The organism is Sagittula marina, from assembly GCF_014196795.1.
GTDB lineage: Bacteria > Pseudomonadota > Alphaproteobacteria > Rhodobacterales > Rhodobacteraceae > Sagittula > Sagittula marina.
On the sequence record NZ_JACIEJ010000007.1, the window covers coordinates 93,144 to 108,827 of the forward strand.

General features: G+C 60.7%; 14 protein-coding genes. 7 read left to right on the forward strand and 7 right to left on the reverse strand.

What is annotated here, in order from left to right; translation table 11 throughout:
- Positions 1–149: 149 nt before the first annotated feature.
- Together GGQ68_RS14410 and GGQ68_RS14415 are read left to right on the forward strand one after the other, a co-directional pair.
- Complete coding sequence (locus tag GGQ68_RS14410; protein WP_183967182.1) at positions 150–509, forward strand: hypothetical protein; 360 nt, start codon at positions 150–152, stop codon at positions 507–509.
- A 204-nt stretch (positions 510–713) separates the two neighbouring features.
- Positions 714–1,319 (forward strand): biotin transporter BioY, encoded by a 606-nt coding sequence (locus GGQ68_RS14415; protein WP_183967183.1) that lies wholly within the window; start codon positions 714–716, stop codon positions 1,317–1,319.
- A gap of 414 nt (positions 1,320–1,733) precedes the next feature.
- Here the strand turns inward: GGQ68_RS14415 and GGQ68_RS14420 are convergent, their stop codons facing one another.
- Positions 1,734–2,942 (reverse strand): bifunctional alpha/beta hydrolase/OsmC family protein, encoded by a 1,209-nt coding sequence (locus GGQ68_RS14420; protein WP_183967184.1) that lies wholly within the window; start codon positions 2,940–2,942, stop codon positions 1,734–1,736.
- 88 nt (positions 2,943–3,030) lie between these two features.
- Here GGQ68_RS14420 and GGQ68_RS14425 point away from each other — a divergent pair, with 88 nt between their 5' ends.
- Both GGQ68_RS14425 and GGQ68_RS14430 read left to right on the forward strand, forming a co-directional pair.
- Entirely contained in the window at positions 3,031–3,909 is an 879-nt protein-coding gene (locus GGQ68_RS14425; protein WP_183967185.1) for an endonuclease/exonuclease/phosphatase family protein, read from the forward strand.
- A 583-nt stretch (positions 3,910–4,492) separates the two neighbouring features.
- Positions 4,493–5,053: an XRE family transcriptional regulator gene (locus tag GGQ68_RS14430; RefSeq protein WP_183967187.1), complete on the forward strand. Its 561-nt coding sequence runs from the start codon at positions 4,493–4,495 to the stop codon at positions 5,051–5,053.
- Positions 5,054–5,213: 160 nt separating this feature from the next.
- On the opposite strand, the gene GGQ68_RS14435 is transcribed toward GGQ68_RS14430, so the two are convergent.
- Both GGQ68_RS14435 and GGQ68_RS14440 read right to left on the reverse strand, forming a co-directional pair.
- On the reverse strand, positions 5,214–5,909 hold the full coding sequence (locus GGQ68_RS14435) for a YoaK family protein (RefSeq protein ID WP_183967189.1): 696 nt from the start codon (positions 5,907–5,909) through the stop codon (positions 5,214–5,216).
- A 474-nt stretch (positions 5,910–6,383) separates the two neighbouring features.
- Positions 6,384–7,757 (reverse strand): L-serine ammonia-lyase, encoded by a 1,374-nt coding sequence (locus tag GGQ68_RS14440; protein WP_183967191.1) that lies wholly within the window; start codon positions 7,755–7,757, stop codon positions 6,384–6,386.
- Positions 7,758–8,110: 353 nt separating this feature from the next.
- On the opposite strand from GGQ68_RS14440, the gene GGQ68_RS14445 reads away from it, so the two are divergent.
- Both GGQ68_RS14445 and msrB read left to right on the forward strand, forming a co-directional pair.
- Positions 8,111–8,674 (forward strand): fasciclin domain-containing protein, encoded by a 564-nt coding sequence (locus GGQ68_RS14445; RefSeq protein WP_183967193.1) that lies wholly within the window; start codon positions 8,111–8,113, stop codon positions 8,672–8,674.
- A 198-nt stretch (positions 8,675–8,872) separates the two neighbouring features.
- The gene (gene msrB / locus GGQ68_RS14450; RefSeq protein ID WP_183967195.1) at positions 8,873–9,343 is read left to right on the forward strand and encodes a peptide-methionine (R)-S-oxide reductase MsrB; all 471 of its coding nucleotides are present in this window, start codon (positions 8,873–8,875) and stop codon (positions 9,341–9,343) included.
- A gap of 291 nt (positions 9,344–9,634) precedes the next feature.
- Here msrB and GGQ68_RS14455 read toward each other — a convergent pair whose 3' ends face one another.
- From GGQ68_RS14455 to GGQ68_RS14465, 3 genes are all read right to left on the reverse strand, one after another.
- The gene (locus GGQ68_RS14455; RefSeq protein WP_183967197.1) at positions 9,635–10,261 is read right to left on the reverse strand and encodes a J domain-containing protein; all 627 of its coding nucleotides are present in this window, start codon (positions 10,259–10,261) and stop codon (positions 9,635–9,637) included.
- Between the two features lie 451 nt (positions 10,262–10,712).
- Positions 10,713–12,230, reverse strand: a complete 1,518-nt coding sequence (gene gatB / locus GGQ68_RS14460) for an Asp-tRNA(Asn)/Glu-tRNA(Gln) amidotransferase subunit GatB (RefSeq protein ID WP_183967199.1) — start codon at positions 12,228–12,230, stop codon at positions 10,713–10,715.
- 87 nt (positions 12,231–12,317) lie between these two features.
- Positions 12,318–13,550, reverse strand: coding sequence for a hypothetical protein (locus GGQ68_RS14465; RefSeq protein ID WP_183967201.1), 1,233 nt, complete (start codon positions 13,548–13,550; stop codon positions 12,318–12,320).
- On the opposite strand from GGQ68_RS14465, the gene GGQ68_RS14470 reads away from it, so the two are divergent.
- On the forward strand, positions 13,529–14,752 hold the full coding sequence (locus GGQ68_RS14470; protein ID WP_246429376.1) for a lytic transglycosylase domain-containing protein: 1,224 nt from the start codon (positions 13,529–13,531) through the stop codon (positions 14,750–14,752). The two genes, GGQ68_RS14465 and GGQ68_RS14470, sit on opposite strands and share 22 nt — an antisense overlap.
- Positions 14,753–14,811: 59 nt before the next feature.
- Here the strand turns inward: GGQ68_RS14470 and GGQ68_RS14475 are convergent, their stop codons facing one another.
- Positions 14,812–15,675, reverse strand: a complete 864-nt coding sequence (locus GGQ68_RS14475) for a lysophospholipid acyltransferase family protein (RefSeq protein ID WP_183967203.1) — start codon at positions 15,673–15,675, stop codon at positions 14,812–14,814.
- Positions 15,676–15,684: the final 9 nt, after the last annotated feature.

The window sequence follows — 15,684 nt, forward strand, 5'->3', positions numbered from 1 at the left end:
GGCGCAAAGGTGCGAAGCCTCAATTTCATCCAGCTACAAGTCGCAGGGGCTGAAGGAGCGCTTATCTCTTTTGTGATGCGCGCCGCATCGCATGGGTTGTCAGCTGACAATTTATCTGATTAATTTTGTCGGAAATAGGAGGCTGTGCCATGTCCCATCCCAAAACCGCAGCGGCGCATTGGACCGCCGAGTTCCCTCAGCTGCGCGCGCCAGACCCGCGTCTGGAGATTCTGCGCTACGAGTTGATGTACGCCGAAGAGGGGCATTCGCTGACACGGTTGCGGACACAGCTGGAGAAGGCGCTGAACAGGCCGATTGAAATTGCGCTGCCCGGCGATGAGAGCCGGAGCTTTGACGAGCGCTGGATGATGGCGGTCTTCGATGCGCTGAAGACATTGGATCTGAGGTGGTATCAGTTTCTCTTGCGGTCGCGTATGGAAGCCGGAGATGCCGCGCGGGTGCACTTTGCGTTGACACAGGCGCAGGTCTGGCTGGAAGCGCGGCTCTGAAATTTGTATCCGGTCGATGCTGGGCCTTGGCGGTGATGGGCTTCGAAACTCAGGAAAGATCAACGCCCCTTCACCACGGGGTATTTGCATCTGCAAAGTTCAAGTTTGCATATTTTCTGCATGTGCATTCGCGCAATATACTTGCGAGGCGTTCAACCATCGGGCACAAACGAGCAAATATTTTCGACAGGATAGGGGGAACCCATGACACTTACTTTTGACCGTGACGTGCTGGTCGATACTTTCGGTGCGACCGAAGGTGCGGCCCTGCGCGTGAAGCAAGCTGCGCTGGTCGTGCTTGGGATTGCGATGCTTGTCGTGTTGGCCAAGATCAAAGTTCCGGTGCCCGGCTCGCCCGTTGCGATGAACATGGGCACGTTTGCCGTGCTGACCATCGGCGCCGCCTACGGCCCGCGCCTCGGTCTGACGACAATCATGGGCTACATGATCCTCGGCATGATCGGGTTCGACATTTTCCAAAGCTCGACCGCAGATCTCAACGGCATCGACTACATGATGGGCAGCACCGGCGGCTATCTGGTTGGATACGTGATCGCCGTTGCCGCGATGGGCGTTTTGGCTCGTGCCGGCTGGGATCGCTCGGCGCCCAAGATGGGTTTCGCAATGCTGCTGGGCAACGCGATCCTGTATGTGCCGGGCCTGATCTGGCTGGGTATGCTCTACGGTTGGGACAAGCCCATCCTTGAGTGGGGCCTGACACCGTTTCTGATTGGCGATGCAGTCAAGCTGGCGCTGGCAGCCCTGATCCTGCCTGCGGCATGGAAGCTGGTCGGCCGCGCACGCGGCTGAGCCAGGAGACGGGTTGAGTTCAGCACTACGGTTTCAAGAAAAGGCCGGACCCAGGTGGTCCGGCCTTTTTGCTGTTTTACTCGGGGCGGCCAGTGCGGTCATGTGGTGCGCTCGCGTGGACTGTACCGATTGGCAGGTTTTCGCTTTCCCGTCAGTGGGACACTCGATTGAATGGTTGCAGCAGCGGATATCCTGACGGGCTGTCCCGCGTGAGTGATCTCGGCGTGCAGGGCGAGGACTGGCCTCATCACAGGACGCCGCATGGACTTTGAGCTGTGTGGGGTGACCAGACGCATGTGTGGCCACCTGTGAGCGCCTAGAGACTGTCGCATGTGGCAAGGATGCGTGACGGGATATGCCGACGATCGGCCAGCGTGCTTCAAGTTCTCCCTGCATGTCGCGATTGCAAGAGCCTCAGGTCATTTCCGTGTCAATCTGTGCGCCGGTTTCCAACGTGCGGTGGACCGGGCAGCGGTCTGCGATTTCCATCAGGCGGGCGCGCTCCTCCTGCGTGAGATCGCCACTGAGGGTGATGCGCCGGGTGAAACGATCAATGCGGCTCTCGCTGCCGCTGGCATCCTGTGCGTGGACCTTGTCGTGGGTGACATCGACAGAGACGCTCTCAAGCGGCCAGCCTTTGCGCCTTGCGTACATGCGGATGGTCATCGAGGTGCAGGCCCCGAGCCCCGCCGCCACGAAGCCATAGGGCGACATGCCACGGTTGGTGCCGCCGTAGGCCTCTGGTTCGTCAGCAAGGGCGTGATGGTGCGGACCTGACATCACATCCTGAAGGAAGCCTTGGGGATCTGCCTCGGTTACGCGGGTGACGTCCTCCGGCGCACCGGGGGGCGGGGCGGGGGGCGTGAGGTTGATGTATCGTCGCGCCCAGGCCGCGATGACCCCAGCGGCGTATTCGGCATCTTCGGGGCGGCTGACGAGGTGGTCGGCGTCATCCAGCGTGACAAAGCTTTTGGGGTGTTTGGCAGCCATGAAGATTTGCGTGGCGTTGGACACACCCACGACCGTGTCGCCGGGGGCATGCATCACCAGCAGCGCACGGTCGAGATTGGCCAGCGTCGTGCCGAGGTCGTGCTGCGCCAGATCGTCGACAAAGGCCTGCCCGATGGTGAAGGGGCGCCCGCCGAGATCCACCTGCGCCTCTCCTGAGGCGGCGATCAGCGGCAATGCGTCTGAGAAGGTGTGGGTGACATGGTCGGGGTCAAACGGGCTGCCGATCGTGACCACGGCCTTGGCGGCCGCGATTTGCCCGGCGGCGCGCAAAACAGCAGCGCCGCCCAAAGAATGACCAATCAGTAACGAGGGGGCCATATCGCGCCCGTCGAGGTATTCGGCAGCCTGCACGATATCGTCGACGTTCGAGCGGAGCGTGGTGTTGGCGAACTCGCCCTGACTGTGGCCCAGCCCGGTGAAGTCGAAGCGCAGCACGGCGATCCCCATGGCGGCGAGCCGCTGGGCAATACGGCGGGCTGCGTGGATGTCCTTGCCGCAGGTGAAGCAATGGGCGAAAAGCGCCGTGGCCAGATGCGGCCCGCGTGGCATATCCAGTCGAGCGGCCAGCGCATGGCCCGCGTGGCCGGGAAAGGTGATGCGTTCGCTGGGCATGGTGTGTCCTTGATGTGTCTTGTCAAACAATGGTCGCGGCAGTTGGCCTGTGCAAGTCAATGGGCTTGCGCGTCACGGGAAGGTGAGAATGATACAGGTGGTGCTGAAGGCGGTAGCGGTTTTGGCTTGGCTGGCTGTGGTCGCCAGTTACGGAGCGCGCATTCATCCCGTCGGGGACAGCCTTGCAGTTTTCCGGGTTGGGCTGCTTGTCGTGGCGGCCTTGGCGGTGATCTGGACGGATTGGTCGCGGTGGTTGCGCTGGCCTCTGGCCTTGGTCGCGCTGGGGGTGTTGGGCTGGCATGTGTGGATGCGCCTGCCGTCGCAAAGTTTGGAGCCGGGGCAGTTTCTGCTCTATCAGCAGAACCTGCTGTATAATCGGACCGAGGACGCTGCATTTCTGGCACAGATTTCGGAGCTGGAACCTGACTTCATCACCTTGCAGGAGGTCTCTAAACGCAATGAGGCCATTACGGATGCCTTGCGCGCGACCTATCCAACGCAGCAGCTTTGCCGGGCCCAATCGCAAAGTACCGAGGCGGTCCTGTCACGGTTTCCCTCGGTGCCGGGAACGGCGTTCTGCTCGACGCCGGATGGTTTGGCGGGGGTACAGATCCAGACACCAAGCGGGCCGGTGTGGCTCATTTCTTTGCATGTCGCCTGGCCTTGGCCCTATCGCCAGCCAGATCAGGTGGACAGGCTGATGGATGAGCTTCTTGCGCTGGAGGGGCCGGTCATTTTGGCGGGTGACTTCAACTCCGTGGCATGGTCTTGGACGGTGAAACGGGTGGCACGGGCCTCTGGGACCCAACGTGTGGGCAAGCATCTGCATACGTTCGGGGATATGCCGGTGCCGATGCACCTTGGGATTGACCATGTTCTGACGACGAGCGGTCTGGGCAGCGTCGAACAAATGCCGACCCTCGGATCAGATCATAACGGTGTTTTGGCGCGGCTTGACGGGTTTTGACCTCTCTGAATGCGATGTCTTCGGGAAATCAGGCTTTCGGTGATGGTCTGAACCGCCGAAAGACGATCTGATTGGCGGATTTCGGCGGCCTGAATAGCGCAAAGGTGATCCTGCACTGAATGTCTATTGGCGAGCACCTGACGGGCGTAGCCTTTTCCTGTCTGTCCAGAATGCGGCGCTTCACCGAAATCTCGATCTTGGGCAGAAAGTGCGTGGCCCTTGGTTTGCGAGCTGTGAGCCAGCGAAGAGTGCTGGCTGGCCGCTTGTTTCTGGTGCCGGGGGTTAATTTGATGTGGTCGTTTAGCAGAGTGCGCAAGGGGCGCAGCACGCGTGTATCCGTATCGAGATGTACGGGCCCCTATGTTCGCAGGTCAATGGCGTGCCAGCCTTGTCCGAGGGTGGCGGCTTGAACCCGGGGGAGATTTGCATCGGCGCGCCCAGCGTATTGCGTCTGCAAGAGGGGGCCAGACCTTCTACCCTCTATGAGGCGGATCACCCGATGCGGCGATCCCCTGCGGTTGCGTTTTTTCGCGAATCCAAGCTAGTCTCGGGAACGGGATAGATTCCCGGGGGGATGTAACGAATGAAGAGCGAACTGACGGTTCGCCTGGCTGCGCGGCTGTCTGTCCTGCGCGCGGCCCGTGGTTGGACTTTGGATCAACTGGCTGCGGCCAGTGGCGTGTCTCGGGCCGCTCTGTCACGGCTTGAGAATGCCGAGGTCAGCCCTTCGGCAGATGTGCTGAACCGCCTTGCGGCAGCGCATGAGATGACCTTGTCGCGTCTGATGTCGATGATGGAGGACGGATTCGCTGCCCAAATCCGACGTGATGATCAGGCGTTATGGCGCGATGGTGAAACCGGTCTGTCGCGGCGGATTGTCTCTCCGGCGTCGGCCGCGTTGTCAGGCGAAGTTGTCGAGTGCAAGATCACCCCAGGCACCCATTGGGTACAGGAAGCGCCGGAAGTGGCCGGACAGGAGCATCATCTGTTGATGTTGACGGGGTACCTGCATGCCGTCGTCGACAACGAAGCGCATTACCTCGCTCCGGGCGATGCGCTGCGGTACAAAGGGCACGGCGAAATCCGCTTTGTCACGGCAAAAGGGCAGGGGGCGAAGTTCATGCTGTGCAAGATCAGCGTTTAGGTGCGGACAATGCAATCTGTGCTGCGGCCGAGGGCGACGCAGCCCCGTACCGCGGGGGACATAGGCGTGGTCGGCCGAGCGGGGCATTTCACCCTGCGCCAACAGGGCTTCGACGTCCGGTTTGGACCCGCATAAACCATAGGGTCGTTGCGTGGTGGCCTCAAGAACGGTGCGCTCTGACGGCTTCGGGCACTGCTATGAACAGCAAAGACAGAGCGGCGATGATGAACAGCCAGCTTCCCACGATCTGAAACAACAGCGCCCCGCAAAAGCCCCCGAAAGCAAAACAGGCCAGTGTCAGACTGTGTAGTCGGAGCTTTGGCGTGGCTTCTTGTCGTGACGCTTCCCCTCCGAGCAGTGCCGCAAACTCTATGCCAATATCGGTCGCCATTCCCGACACATGGGTCGTTCGAACGCGCGCCCGCGAAATCATCGTGGTCGCCGCGTTTTGAAGACCCATCACAAAACTGAGGACGATGACCAGAAATGTCTCGTGCTCTGTGGCGGATGTCATGGCAAGCTCGGTGCCGACCAGTAAAAGAACGACGGCCTCGGCTGAAATCACCAGCGCGTATATTGACCGGAGTTGCCGGCGTTCACCGGCTTGAATAGCCAGTGCCGCCATACCTGCACCGCAGATAAAGGCAGCCACCAACCCCAAAAAGGAGAATGCGATCGTGAGCGCGCCATTCGCGATGTGGTCGGCGAAGGCCGAGATGTTTCCTGTCATGTTTGCCGTGAAAGTTCCGGCGATAAGAAATCCGACAGCGTTCAGCGCACCCGCGATTGAAGAGAGCAGGCCCGCCAGAACCAGATCGATATTCGAGGTGCGGGCATCGCCAACTTTGATAAGCATCAGACTTCCAGATGATTGTATCTCTTGGGCTGGCAGCGTTTCCACGACCGGCCGTGCGGCCTACGCAATCCTTTGCGGCTTAGGGCACATCACCACAAGGATCATCGACCATTTCCGGAAGGCACTCACCGCAATCATGGCCACCTTCTAAGACCTTAAGTTCCGGAAACCAGCGGTGCCACCCGGAAATGGCGCATGCCCCAGTTTTTCAGAGCCGACGAGACAGTGGCACCGTGCGAGACGGCGACAATGAGCAAGCGGCGCTGCCCCTCTAAAGACCCCAGGTGACCCTCAATAGCTGCGTCGGGGTACTGCCTGAAGGGAGACGTTTCGGATCAATGAGGCCAAACACGATTTGTGGGCGCCCCAGATATATCTAGGGCCCGAAGATCTGAAGATTAATCCTGCTTGCTTTGCGGCGGTGGATCTTCGGGTGTACCTTTATGCGGCGACAGCGCCCCTTCCCACGTTTGGTCAGCAATTGGGGATGTTCACAGCAAGCCCTCCGAGCGAGGTTTCCTTGTACTTTTCATGCATGTCCTGTCCGGTCTGGCGCATGGTTTCGATGGCGGAGTCGAGCGGCACAAAGTGCGTGCCGTCGCCCCTGATCGCCAAAGACGCAGCGGAGACGGCCTTGATCGCGCCCAGACCGTTACGTTCGATACAAGGCACCTGCACCAGCCCCTTGACCGGATCACAGGTCATGCCGAGGTGGTGTTCCAGCGCGATCTCAGCCGCGTTTTCAACCTGTTGCGGGGTCGCGCCCATGACGGCGGAAAGACCTGCGGCGGCCATGGCTGCGGCGCTCCCGACTTCCGCCTGGCATCCCGCTTCTGCGCCAGAAATCGATGCGTTGTATTTCACGAGCCCACCGATGGCCGCTGCCGTCAGCAGAAATTCGGGAATGCGGGAGCGTGTCGCGCCGGGAACATGGTCCAACCAGTAGCGGATCACAGCAGGCACCACGCCCGCCGCGCCATTGGTCGGCGCGGTGACGACCTGCCCACCGGCGGCGTTCTCCTCATTCACCGCCATGGCGTAGACGCTCATCCAGTCGTTGCATACGTGAGGCACGGCCATGTTGGTGCCGCGCTCTGCCAACAGCTGTTCATGGATGTTGCGCGCGCGCCGCTTCACGCTCAGGCCACCGGGCAGGATGCCCTGACCTTCAAGGCCCCGGTCGATGCAATCCTCCATCACCTGCCAGATGCGCGCGATCCCATCGTCAAGACGTGCGCTGCTGCCACGGGAAATTTCATTGGCGCGCTTCATTTCGGCGATGCTTTTGCCTGAGCTTTGCGCCATCTCCAGCATCTCGTTGGCCGATTTGAACGGATAGGGCACGGGCGCGCCGTCGTCTGTGTCCTTACCAGCGGCCAGCTCGTCCGCGGTCAGCACGAAGCCACCGCCGACGGAGTAATACGTCTCCTGCAAGATCACGTCGCCTTGGGCATCGAGGGCTTCGAGCACCATGCCATTGGCATGACCGGGCAGGGCCGGACCGAAATCAAAGCGCAGGCCATTCTCCGGATCGAAGGCCAGCGGCGACAAGCCACCCGGCGTCAGTTGGCCGGTCTCGCGGATTTTGGCCAATGTCTCCTCTGCCTTGTCGTTGTCGTAGGCTTCTGGCGTGAAGCCCGCCAACCCAAGCACCGTCGCGCGGTCGGTTGCATGGCCCACACCGGTGAAGGCCAGCGAGCCATAAAGCGACGCGCGCACGCCGTGGGCGGCGAAGGGCAGGGCGCGCAGCTTGTCGAGAAACCGCGCCCCGGCGACCATCGGGCCCATTGTGTGGGACGACGATGGGCCGATGCCCACCTTGAACATGTCGAAGACGGAGAGAAACATCAGGAGGCACTTCCTTCTGGAGGCTGGGCAGAGTTTTTGAGGCCAGCGCACGCCGACGGCCTGAAACGGAGCCGCCGGTCAGCGATCCGTTTTGTCGTAGGGGCCGTGTCAGGCGCGCGGGGCAAAACATAGGTCATGGGTACATCATGCCTGACTTGCAGCGTAACCCGCATACAAAAACGCCGCGCGCGCTCTGAAAAGCGGCTTGGCGTCGCGTGGCGCAACCACACGCGAGCGTGAAGTGAATAATTGAAATTTCTCGAAACTTCATGCGCATGTCTTTCGTGGCTCTAGGCAACCGTGAGGCCAAAGTGGTCCGCGGCACTGAATAGTCTGACCTGGAGGAACACCCTATGAAAACCCTGACACTGAGCATCATCGCAGCCGCTCTGACCGCAACCGGCGCAATGGCCGAAAGCCATTCCGAGACCGGCAACCCGATGGTGGGCGGCGCGGCCATGTTCGCTGACAAGACCATCGTCGAGAATGCGGTGAACTCCCCGATCCACACCACTCTGGTTGCTGCTGTGCAGCAGGCGGGCTTGGTGGATACGCTGAACTCCGAAGGTCCGTTTACCGTGTTCGCGCCGACTGACAAAGCGTTTGGCATGATCTCCGAAGAAAGCCTCGGCGCGCTGATGATGGACGAAAACAAGGACCAACTGGCGAAAATCCTGACCTGCCACGTGGTGTCTGCCAATGCGATGTCCGACGCAATTGCCGGCATGATCGCAGATGATGGCGGCATGCACCCGGTTCCGACCGTTGGCGGCTGCACCCTGCAGGCGAAGATGGACGGCGACATGATCACGCTGACCGACGAAAACGGCCGCGAAGCGACCGTGACCGTGGCCGACGTTCAGCAATCAAATGGTGTGATCCACGTCATCGACCGCGTTCTGCTGCCGAAGCAATAAGGCTCTCACAGGCCGGGGCAGTACCCCGGTCATCTTCGTCCTCCCGCAAGCGCTTTGGCGTGTTTGCGGGAGGACGTTGGTGCCTTCGACATGACGTGCAAGGCTGTGCTGGGTCGACACGTGGAAGACGCTCACGGGGACGTGGCTTGCCTGATTGGCATTCCGCTCCCACCTTGGAACAAACTCTGGAGGAGCCACATGAACAGACGTATTTTCTTGGGGACTGGCGCGGCCTCTGTGCTGGCTGCCGCCCTGACCACCCGCACCCAAGCCGCTGGCGGTTTCGAGGTGACGCGCACCGAACAGGAATGGCGCGCCATGTTGAGCGCCCTTGAATACAAGGTCATGCGCAAAGAAGGCACAGAGCGTGCTTTCACCTCGCCGCTCAATGACGAAAAGCGAGACGGCACGTTCCTGTGCAAGGGCTGTGATCTGCCGTTGTACCCATCGGAGACGAAATACGAGAGCGGCACCGGCTGGCCGTCATTCTGGAAGCCATTGGACAATGCAGTGGAGACGAAAGCCGATCGCAAATTCTTCATGGTCCGCACAGAGGTGCATTGCCGCCGCTGCGGATCCCACCTGGGGCATATTTTTGACGATGGGCCGGAGCCGACGGGCGAACGACACTGCCTGAACGGCGTATCTTTGACGTTCAAGCCGGCCTGACGCGACGCCACGGGCCCGGCGCGATCGCAAGGCCCGTGGTCTACGGCACGTCTGTGAGTGGTGGGAGATGTTCGGACAATACCCGAAACGACCTGATCCAAGGCTAGGATATGCTGAACCGCCTGTCTACAATTTTTTCAACCATAGGTGGTGATGCGCCGCGCGTTTCCCAAGTGGTTCGCAGCTCTCCTTGTCGTTCCATATGGCAAACGGCCCGCCCCTTACGCAGGAGCGGGCCGTTTTTCAGATTGAAGATCGGCAAAGCCAGACCTGACCATCTTGGCCCGCGCCCTATTTGAAAGAGCGCGAATCCTTGATCTGGTCCCATGCCCAGACGACTTCTTGCAGCTGATCTTCCTGGCTGCGATCCCCACCATTGATGTCGGGGTGCAGCACCTTGATCAACTTCTTGTAAGCCTTGCGAATCTCGGCCTTGGTCATGTTGTCCTTGGCATCGAGAATCTCCAGCGCCTTACGCTCGGTCGGAGGCAGTTTGCGGGTGCCACCGGCCTTGGCGCGGCCAGGGTTGCGCGTTGCATTGTCACCGAGAACCTGATGCGGGTCCTCGATTCCCAGGCGCGCCCAAGCCTTTGCCTCCGGGTCGCGCCAGTCTTTTGTCTTTCTTTCCCAGACCTTGTCGGAGGATTCCTGGGCGTTCATTTCAGCTTCGGTCTTGCCATCAAAGAAGGACCACTTGGCGTTGTATTCGCGGACGTGGTCCTTGCAGAACCAATAGAAATCATCCAGCACATCCGGGGCCTTTGGGGCCCGGAACTTGCCCGGCTGGTCGCAGCCCTCGTGTTCGCACACGCGCTGCGAGGTTTCGGACTCGCCGGTCATGCCACGCCGCCCGCGCGGGTTCTTTTTCTTGGCGGACTTGATCGACATATCGAAACCGAAGGGATCGGATCTGCTCATTTCAACCTCTCTCGACTCGGACGCTGGACTTTAGACAATTCGGGCCGCGATTACAGGTCTTGACGACAAAAAAAATGCCGCGCGCGCAACATCGTGAGAAGGGATGGCAAGCCTCCGCCTGACAGTTGGGGATAGGCAGTCATCTCGGAGTTAGCACGCGTTAACAACGTGTCCGTCAAGGCTGCGCGGGAAGGCCGAGCCGAGGTGGATTGGCGGGAGTACGGTTTCTGCGCTGCGGTGGGAGAGGATTGCCTACGGTCTTTGTGGTCCTGTCCATCGGGAGGAGGGGCCGAGACTGTGGTCGCCGGGCGCCTCCCTGTTGATCGGAGGCTGGGATCGGCGCGGCGGTTGCCGCTGAGCGTGCCGTGAAAAGGGGTATGGATACCGACGGCGAGAAAAAACGGGGCCTCGTGGAGACCCCGTTCAAAATACTGTTTTCAGGCGGAGACCGTTATGCTTGAGCGAGCTTCGCCGCGACGAGCTCGTTGACGGCCTTGGGGTTGGCCTTGCCGCCCGTCGCTTTCATGACCTGTCCAACGAACCAGCCTGCCAGTTTGGGGTTCTGTTTGGCCTTTTCGACCTGCGCCGGGTTGGCGGCGATGATCTCGTCCACCGCGGCTTCGATTGCGCCGGTGTCGGTGACCTGTTTCATGCCACGTTCTTCGACGATGACTTCCGGGTCGCCGCCTTCGGTGTAGACAATTTCAAACAAATCCTTGGCAATCTTGCCGGAGATGGCGTCCGATTTGATCAGCTTGATAATACCGGCGAGCTGCATGGGGCTGACCGGGCTGTCCTTGATGTCCTTGTCGTCCTTTTTCAGACGGCCAAAGAGCTCGTTGATGACCCAGTTGGCGGACAATTTGCCGTCGCCTGCCTCCGTTACGACCTGCTCGAAATAGCCGGCGTTCACCACTTCGGCCGTCAGCACGTTGGCATCGTATTCGGACAGGCCAAAGTCCTTGATGAAGCGCGCTTTCTTCTCGTCGGGGAGTTCCGGCAGAGACGCTTCGATGTCATCGACCCAGCCTTGCTCGATCTCCAGTGGCAGCAGATCGGGGCAGGGGAAGTAGCGGTAATCATGCGCTTCTTCCTTGGACCGCATGGAGCGCGTTTCGTTCTTGTCCGGATCGTACAGACGGGTTTCCTGATCAATCGTGCCGCCGGCCTCGATGATGGCAATCTGCCGCTTGGCCTCCACGTCGATCGCCATCTGGATAAAGCGCATGGAGTTCATGTTCTTGATCTCGCAGCGTGTACCGAGATGCGCAAAATCCTGCGTTTCCTGATACTTCTCGTATTGGCCGGGACGACAGATGGACACGTTCACGTCGGCGCGCAGGTTGCCATTCTGCATGTTGCCATCACAGGTGCCCAGATAGCGCAGGATCTGCCGCAGCTTGGCAATGTAGGCGGCGGCTTCCTCCGGACCACGGATGTCGGGGCGGGAGACAATCTCCATCAGCGCAACACCGGTGCGGTTGAGATCGACGAAGGACATGTTCGGGTCCATGTCGTGGATCGATTTGCCTGCATCCTGCTCGACGTGGATGCGTTCAACGCGCACCAGACGCGCGATTCCCGGCTCCATATCCACCAGAATTTCGCCTTCGCCCACCAGTGGGTGATAAAGCTGAGAGATTTGATAGCCCTGAGGCAGGTCGGGGTAGAAGTAGTTCTTACGGTCAAACGCCGACTTCAGATTGATCTCGGCCTTCAGGCCCAGCCCCGTGCGCACGGCTTGTTCGATGCAATATTCGTTGATGACCGGCAGCATCCCCGGCATGGCAGCATCGACGAAGGACACGTTGGAGTTCGGCTCGGCACCGAATTTTGTCGACGCGCCGGAAAACAGCTTGGCCTCGGTGGCGATCTGGGCGTGGACCTCCATACCGATCACCAGTTCCCAGTCGTGCTTCGCGCCCGCGATCACCTTGGGCTTGGGGGTCTCATAGGTCAGGTCCAGCATGGCACGTCCTCTCGGGCTCGGGCGGATAGGGGCAGAGTTGAGAGGCGGAATAATTCAGGCGGGGCGCGGGGGCAAGGTCCGCGTGGCTCAGTCGCCCTTCAACATGCGCACACCGTCAGCGGAGAACACCAATCGGCGGCCGGCGTTCAACGCCGGCGCGTAAAATTCCCCCAACGCAGAGTTCGCCCGGATGCGGCCCCGCTTGGACGGGTCCTTGGTGCTGTCGCCGGGCAGGGGGCGACCGGGGGTTGGCGCCTCGGCCCAGATGACGGGGTGTAGTTCGCGCAGGTGGTCTTGTGTGATCCAACCAAGGGCGTCCGCCACGCGGCGACGCGAGGAGCCGGGTTCCGAGGGGCCTCCGACCGTCAGCCCAGTGAAGGCCGCAAGCCGGTTGGCCATGTCCTGTGTCGGAAAGCGCGCCAGAACGTCGTGTAAACCTGCAATGAAGAGTTCCGCGTCGAGGCGGCGGAAGGCCCCGGCATCGCGTTCCAAAGCGCCGATGTACACCCAAGTGTAGCCACCGACGCCCCAGACGTCTGCGGTTTGCATGGCCACGCGACGCGCCTCGTTTTCCAACACCTCCCAACTGCCGAAGCGGCGGGGTCGTGCGTTGCGGCCAAGGGCACGCATGGGGCCCGGCAGGCGCGGGTCCATTTCGATGAAATCTTCGTAGTCGTCGGCCATCCGTGACGCGGGGTTTGCATCGGCCTCCAGCACCGCGCAGCGCAACGCGGCCCAGAGGATCGTGTTATGTTCAAACGGATCGAAGCGGTCAGCGAGCGCCTGAGCCGCGCGCATGTGTTGGACATAGGCGCTGCGCCGTTGCTGCGCGAGCTTCGCCGCAGGAGATGCACCGCGCCAGGCACCGGCGGTTTCCACATGCGCCATGGCAAGGATGTAATAGAGCAAAGGCAAGTCTTCGGGGTCTTCGTCGGCGAGGCTGGCCTCGAAAGCGCGCAGGGTGGTCACGACCCGCTGCGGTTCGCCGCGTGCGACAGCCTTGCGGGCGGCAGTGCAGACATCGGACCGTGCGCCTTCGGCCAAACACATGGTCACGGGGGCCAACCCGGGGGTGAGAAGCTTTGCCGATTCGGCTTCGCGCATCTCCTTGGCCAGCTGATCCCAGGCCTCCTGGCGGGCCAGAAACCGCCCACGGCTGTGATGACGTGCGCGGTCTTCGGCGTCGGGGCAGGGGTCGCGGACCGGAATATCCACACGCGGGCGCAAGGGCGGAACGGCCTTTTCACCCGCGCTCCGGACCAAGGCCAGGCGCGCAGGGTCAAAGACGGGATGTGGCGTTGTGGGCCGATGCAGATTCATGGGGCTCCTCTAATTACGAATGCGGACAATATGACAAAAGCCAATGGAATATACGTAGTTTGAAAGGGTTTCAGGGCTGCACACTGGCTGCTCAAATGGACCAAAAGAAGGCGCGTTCTAGAAGAACAAGCGACCGGCTGTCGTTCATTGTTCGGCGAGGCTTGGGCATCCGCGGATGTGAGGCGCTGGCGCTGCAGGGCACTGGTCCATGCGCCGTATTCCGCCATAGTTCGGCAAGGCTCTGCCAACCATGCGATCAAGGCAGACTTGAATTTTACGACAATTGTAGGCAGGTTCCCGGCGTCATGTTGCGTGTTGCTGCCCTTATCACGCTCATCGGGACATTGTCGGCCGTGTCGACAGCGGATGCAAATCCGTTGCCAATGCAGGCCGAGTTAAACGCGCCTGAAGTCATTTCGGACCAGGCGGTCTCTGTCTCGTTGCGCCCCGTCACTCGCCGTTTTACGGTGCCCGAAGCCCGCTGGGATGAAAAACCCGGCCGTAAAAGCTGGACCATGGCCTCTCTCAAGGCCTTGCGATCCCATGCCCACAATCTACCCGATATCGTACCCGCGGATATCGAAAACTACTGCCCTGCGTATACAACCGCAAGCCGCGAACAGCGCGAAGCCTTTTGGGTTGGGTTGATTTCTTCGGTGGCGTGGCATGAAAGCACCCATCGTCCCACGGCCGTCGGAGGCGGAGGTCTTTGGTATGGTCTGACGCAAATCCTGCCAGGGACGGCGCGCGGTTATGGCTGCAAGGCTCGGTCGGGAAATGCCCTCAAAGATCCTGAGGATAACCTGTCCTGCGCTTTGCGAATCATGGCCGTGACGGTGGAGCGCGATCAGGTTGTCAGCTCTAACATGCGTGGTGTGGCAGCTGACTGGGGGCCATTCCACTCGCGCCGCAAGCGTCAGGACATCATGAACTGGACGAAGTCGCAGTCCTACTGCCAAGGCTTGGGCAAATCGCTGCGTCCTGTCGCCCGCGATGAGGGGCTGATGGTGCGCTTTGAACAGGAAAAGCGCAATGCCCAGATGGCGGAGTTCGCAGATATTCGGCCATTGGTGCGCCCAGTTGCGGTGCTCGCCCGCGCCTACGCGGAACGGCTTTTGCCACAAACGTTGGGTCCGCAGATCGAAAAATTTCAGGAAGCCTACGATGCGATCCCTGTGATCAGCACGCAATCTGAAAGCTGATTGTCGAACGCGGCGCAGATAACAAGAAGGCCCCCGATTCGGGGGCCTTTCGGGTTTTATCAGGCTTTGCGCCAGCTTGGGCGGCGCGTGGCGTCCAGCAATGACACCGCCGGGGCCTTCGGCCCACCAAGGGCCAAGGTGGCGCGTCGCAGCATTTCGATACCCTCTTCGGACTTTGCCGGCAGTGCAGAGGGGGAAATCGGCTCACCAATGGTGATGCGGAAGGGCTGGCGTGCTTTGTTCAGCGTCTCATGGAAGAGGGAAATGTCCCGCAGCGTGGGATGCAGAATATCGAACAGGTAGAACATGGCCGAGTTGCGCGCGCGGATGTTCACCGGGATCACCGGCAGGTCCAATTTGCGCGCGATCATCGCAGCGGAGGCCATCCAGGGCCGTTCATGCAGCGACAGCCCTCGCCGTTTGGCCAGGCGCCCGGAGGGGAAAATCACCCCAAGTCGGCCCTTTTCCACGGCGTCGCGGCAGTAGGCCATCGTCTCACGCGTCTTGGCGTGTGAGCGTTGCTCCTTGCGCCATTCCACCGGGCAAACGATGTCATCGAGCTGTGGGAGAACGCGCACAACGTCCTTGTTGGCGAAGAAGTACGCGTCCGGGCGAATGTCAGCCAAGGCGTTGTACAACATTACGCCATCGGCCAGCCCGGTGGGGTGGTTCGACACGATCAGGGCCGGGCCCTGACGCGGGATGTTGTCCAATCCGGTGATCTGCACATCGCGGTAAATGATGTCACCCAGCAGGCGAAAGCCATCCTGCGCGCTGATATGTTCGAGCTCACCCGCCACGTCGAGCGTGCGCTGGTACTGCAACAGACGCTCCAGAATACGGCGCCATGCAGCAACGGCCACGGTATCCCGGTTGAACCAGGGCGCGCGTTCCTCGATCAATGGGTCTATGCGGTCTTTCATATATCTGCC

What these genes read in the sequence shown, in the direction of transcription:
- GGQ68_RS14415 (WP_183967183.1), top strand. Translation starts at nt 714, where the DNA reads ATGACACTTACTTTTGACCGTGACGTGCTGGTCGATACTTTCGGTGCG.
- GGQ68_RS14465 (WP_183967201.1), bottom strand. Translation starts at nt 13,550, where the DNA reads ATGAATCTGCATCGGCCCACAACGCCACATCCCGTCTTTGACCCTGCG.
- GGQ68_RS14430 (WP_183967187.1), top strand. Translation starts at nt 4,493, where the DNA reads ATGAAGAGCGAACTGACGGTTCGCCTGGCTGCGCGGCTGTCTGTCCTG.
- GGQ68_RS14410 (WP_183967182.1), top strand. Translation starts at nt 150, where the DNA reads ATGTCCCATCCCAAAACCGCAGCGGCGCATTGGACCGCCGAGTTCCCT.
- GGQ68_RS14425 (WP_183967185.1), top strand. Translation starts at nt 3,031, where the DNA reads ATGATACAGGTGGTGCTGAAGGCGGTAGCGGTTTTGGCTTGGCTGGCT.
- GGQ68_RS14445 (WP_183967193.1), top strand. Translation starts at nt 8,111, where the DNA reads ATGAAAACCCTGACACTGAGCATCATCGCAGCCGCTCTGACCGCAACC.
- GGQ68_RS14420 (WP_183967184.1), bottom strand. Translation starts at nt 2,942, where the DNA reads ATGCCCAGCGAACGCATCACCTTTCCCGGCCACGCGGGCCATGCGCTG.
- GGQ68_RS14440 (WP_183967191.1), bottom strand. Translation starts at nt 7,757, where the DNA reads ATGTTTCTCTCCGTCTTCGACATGTTCAAGGTGGGCATCGGCCCATCG.
- GGQ68_RS14475 (WP_183967203.1), bottom strand. Translation starts at nt 15,675, where the DNA reads ATGAAAGACCGCATAGACCCATTGATCGAGGAACGCGCGCCCTGGTTC.
- msrB (WP_183967195.1), top strand. Translation starts at nt 8,873, where the DNA reads ATGAACAGACGTATTTTCTTGGGGACTGGCGCGGCCTCTGTGCTGGCT.
- GGQ68_RS14435 (WP_183967189.1), bottom strand. Translation starts at nt 5,909, where the DNA reads ATGCTTATCAAAGTTGGCGATGCCCGCACCTCGAATATCGATCTGGTT.
- gatB (WP_183967199.1), bottom strand. Translation starts at nt 12,230, where the DNA reads ATGCTGGACCTGACCTATGAGACCCCCAAGCCCAAGGTGATCGCGGGC.
- GGQ68_RS14455 (WP_183967197.1), bottom strand. Translation starts at nt 10,261, where the DNA reads ATGAGCAGATCCGATCCCTTCGGTTTCGATATGTCGATCAAGTCCGCC.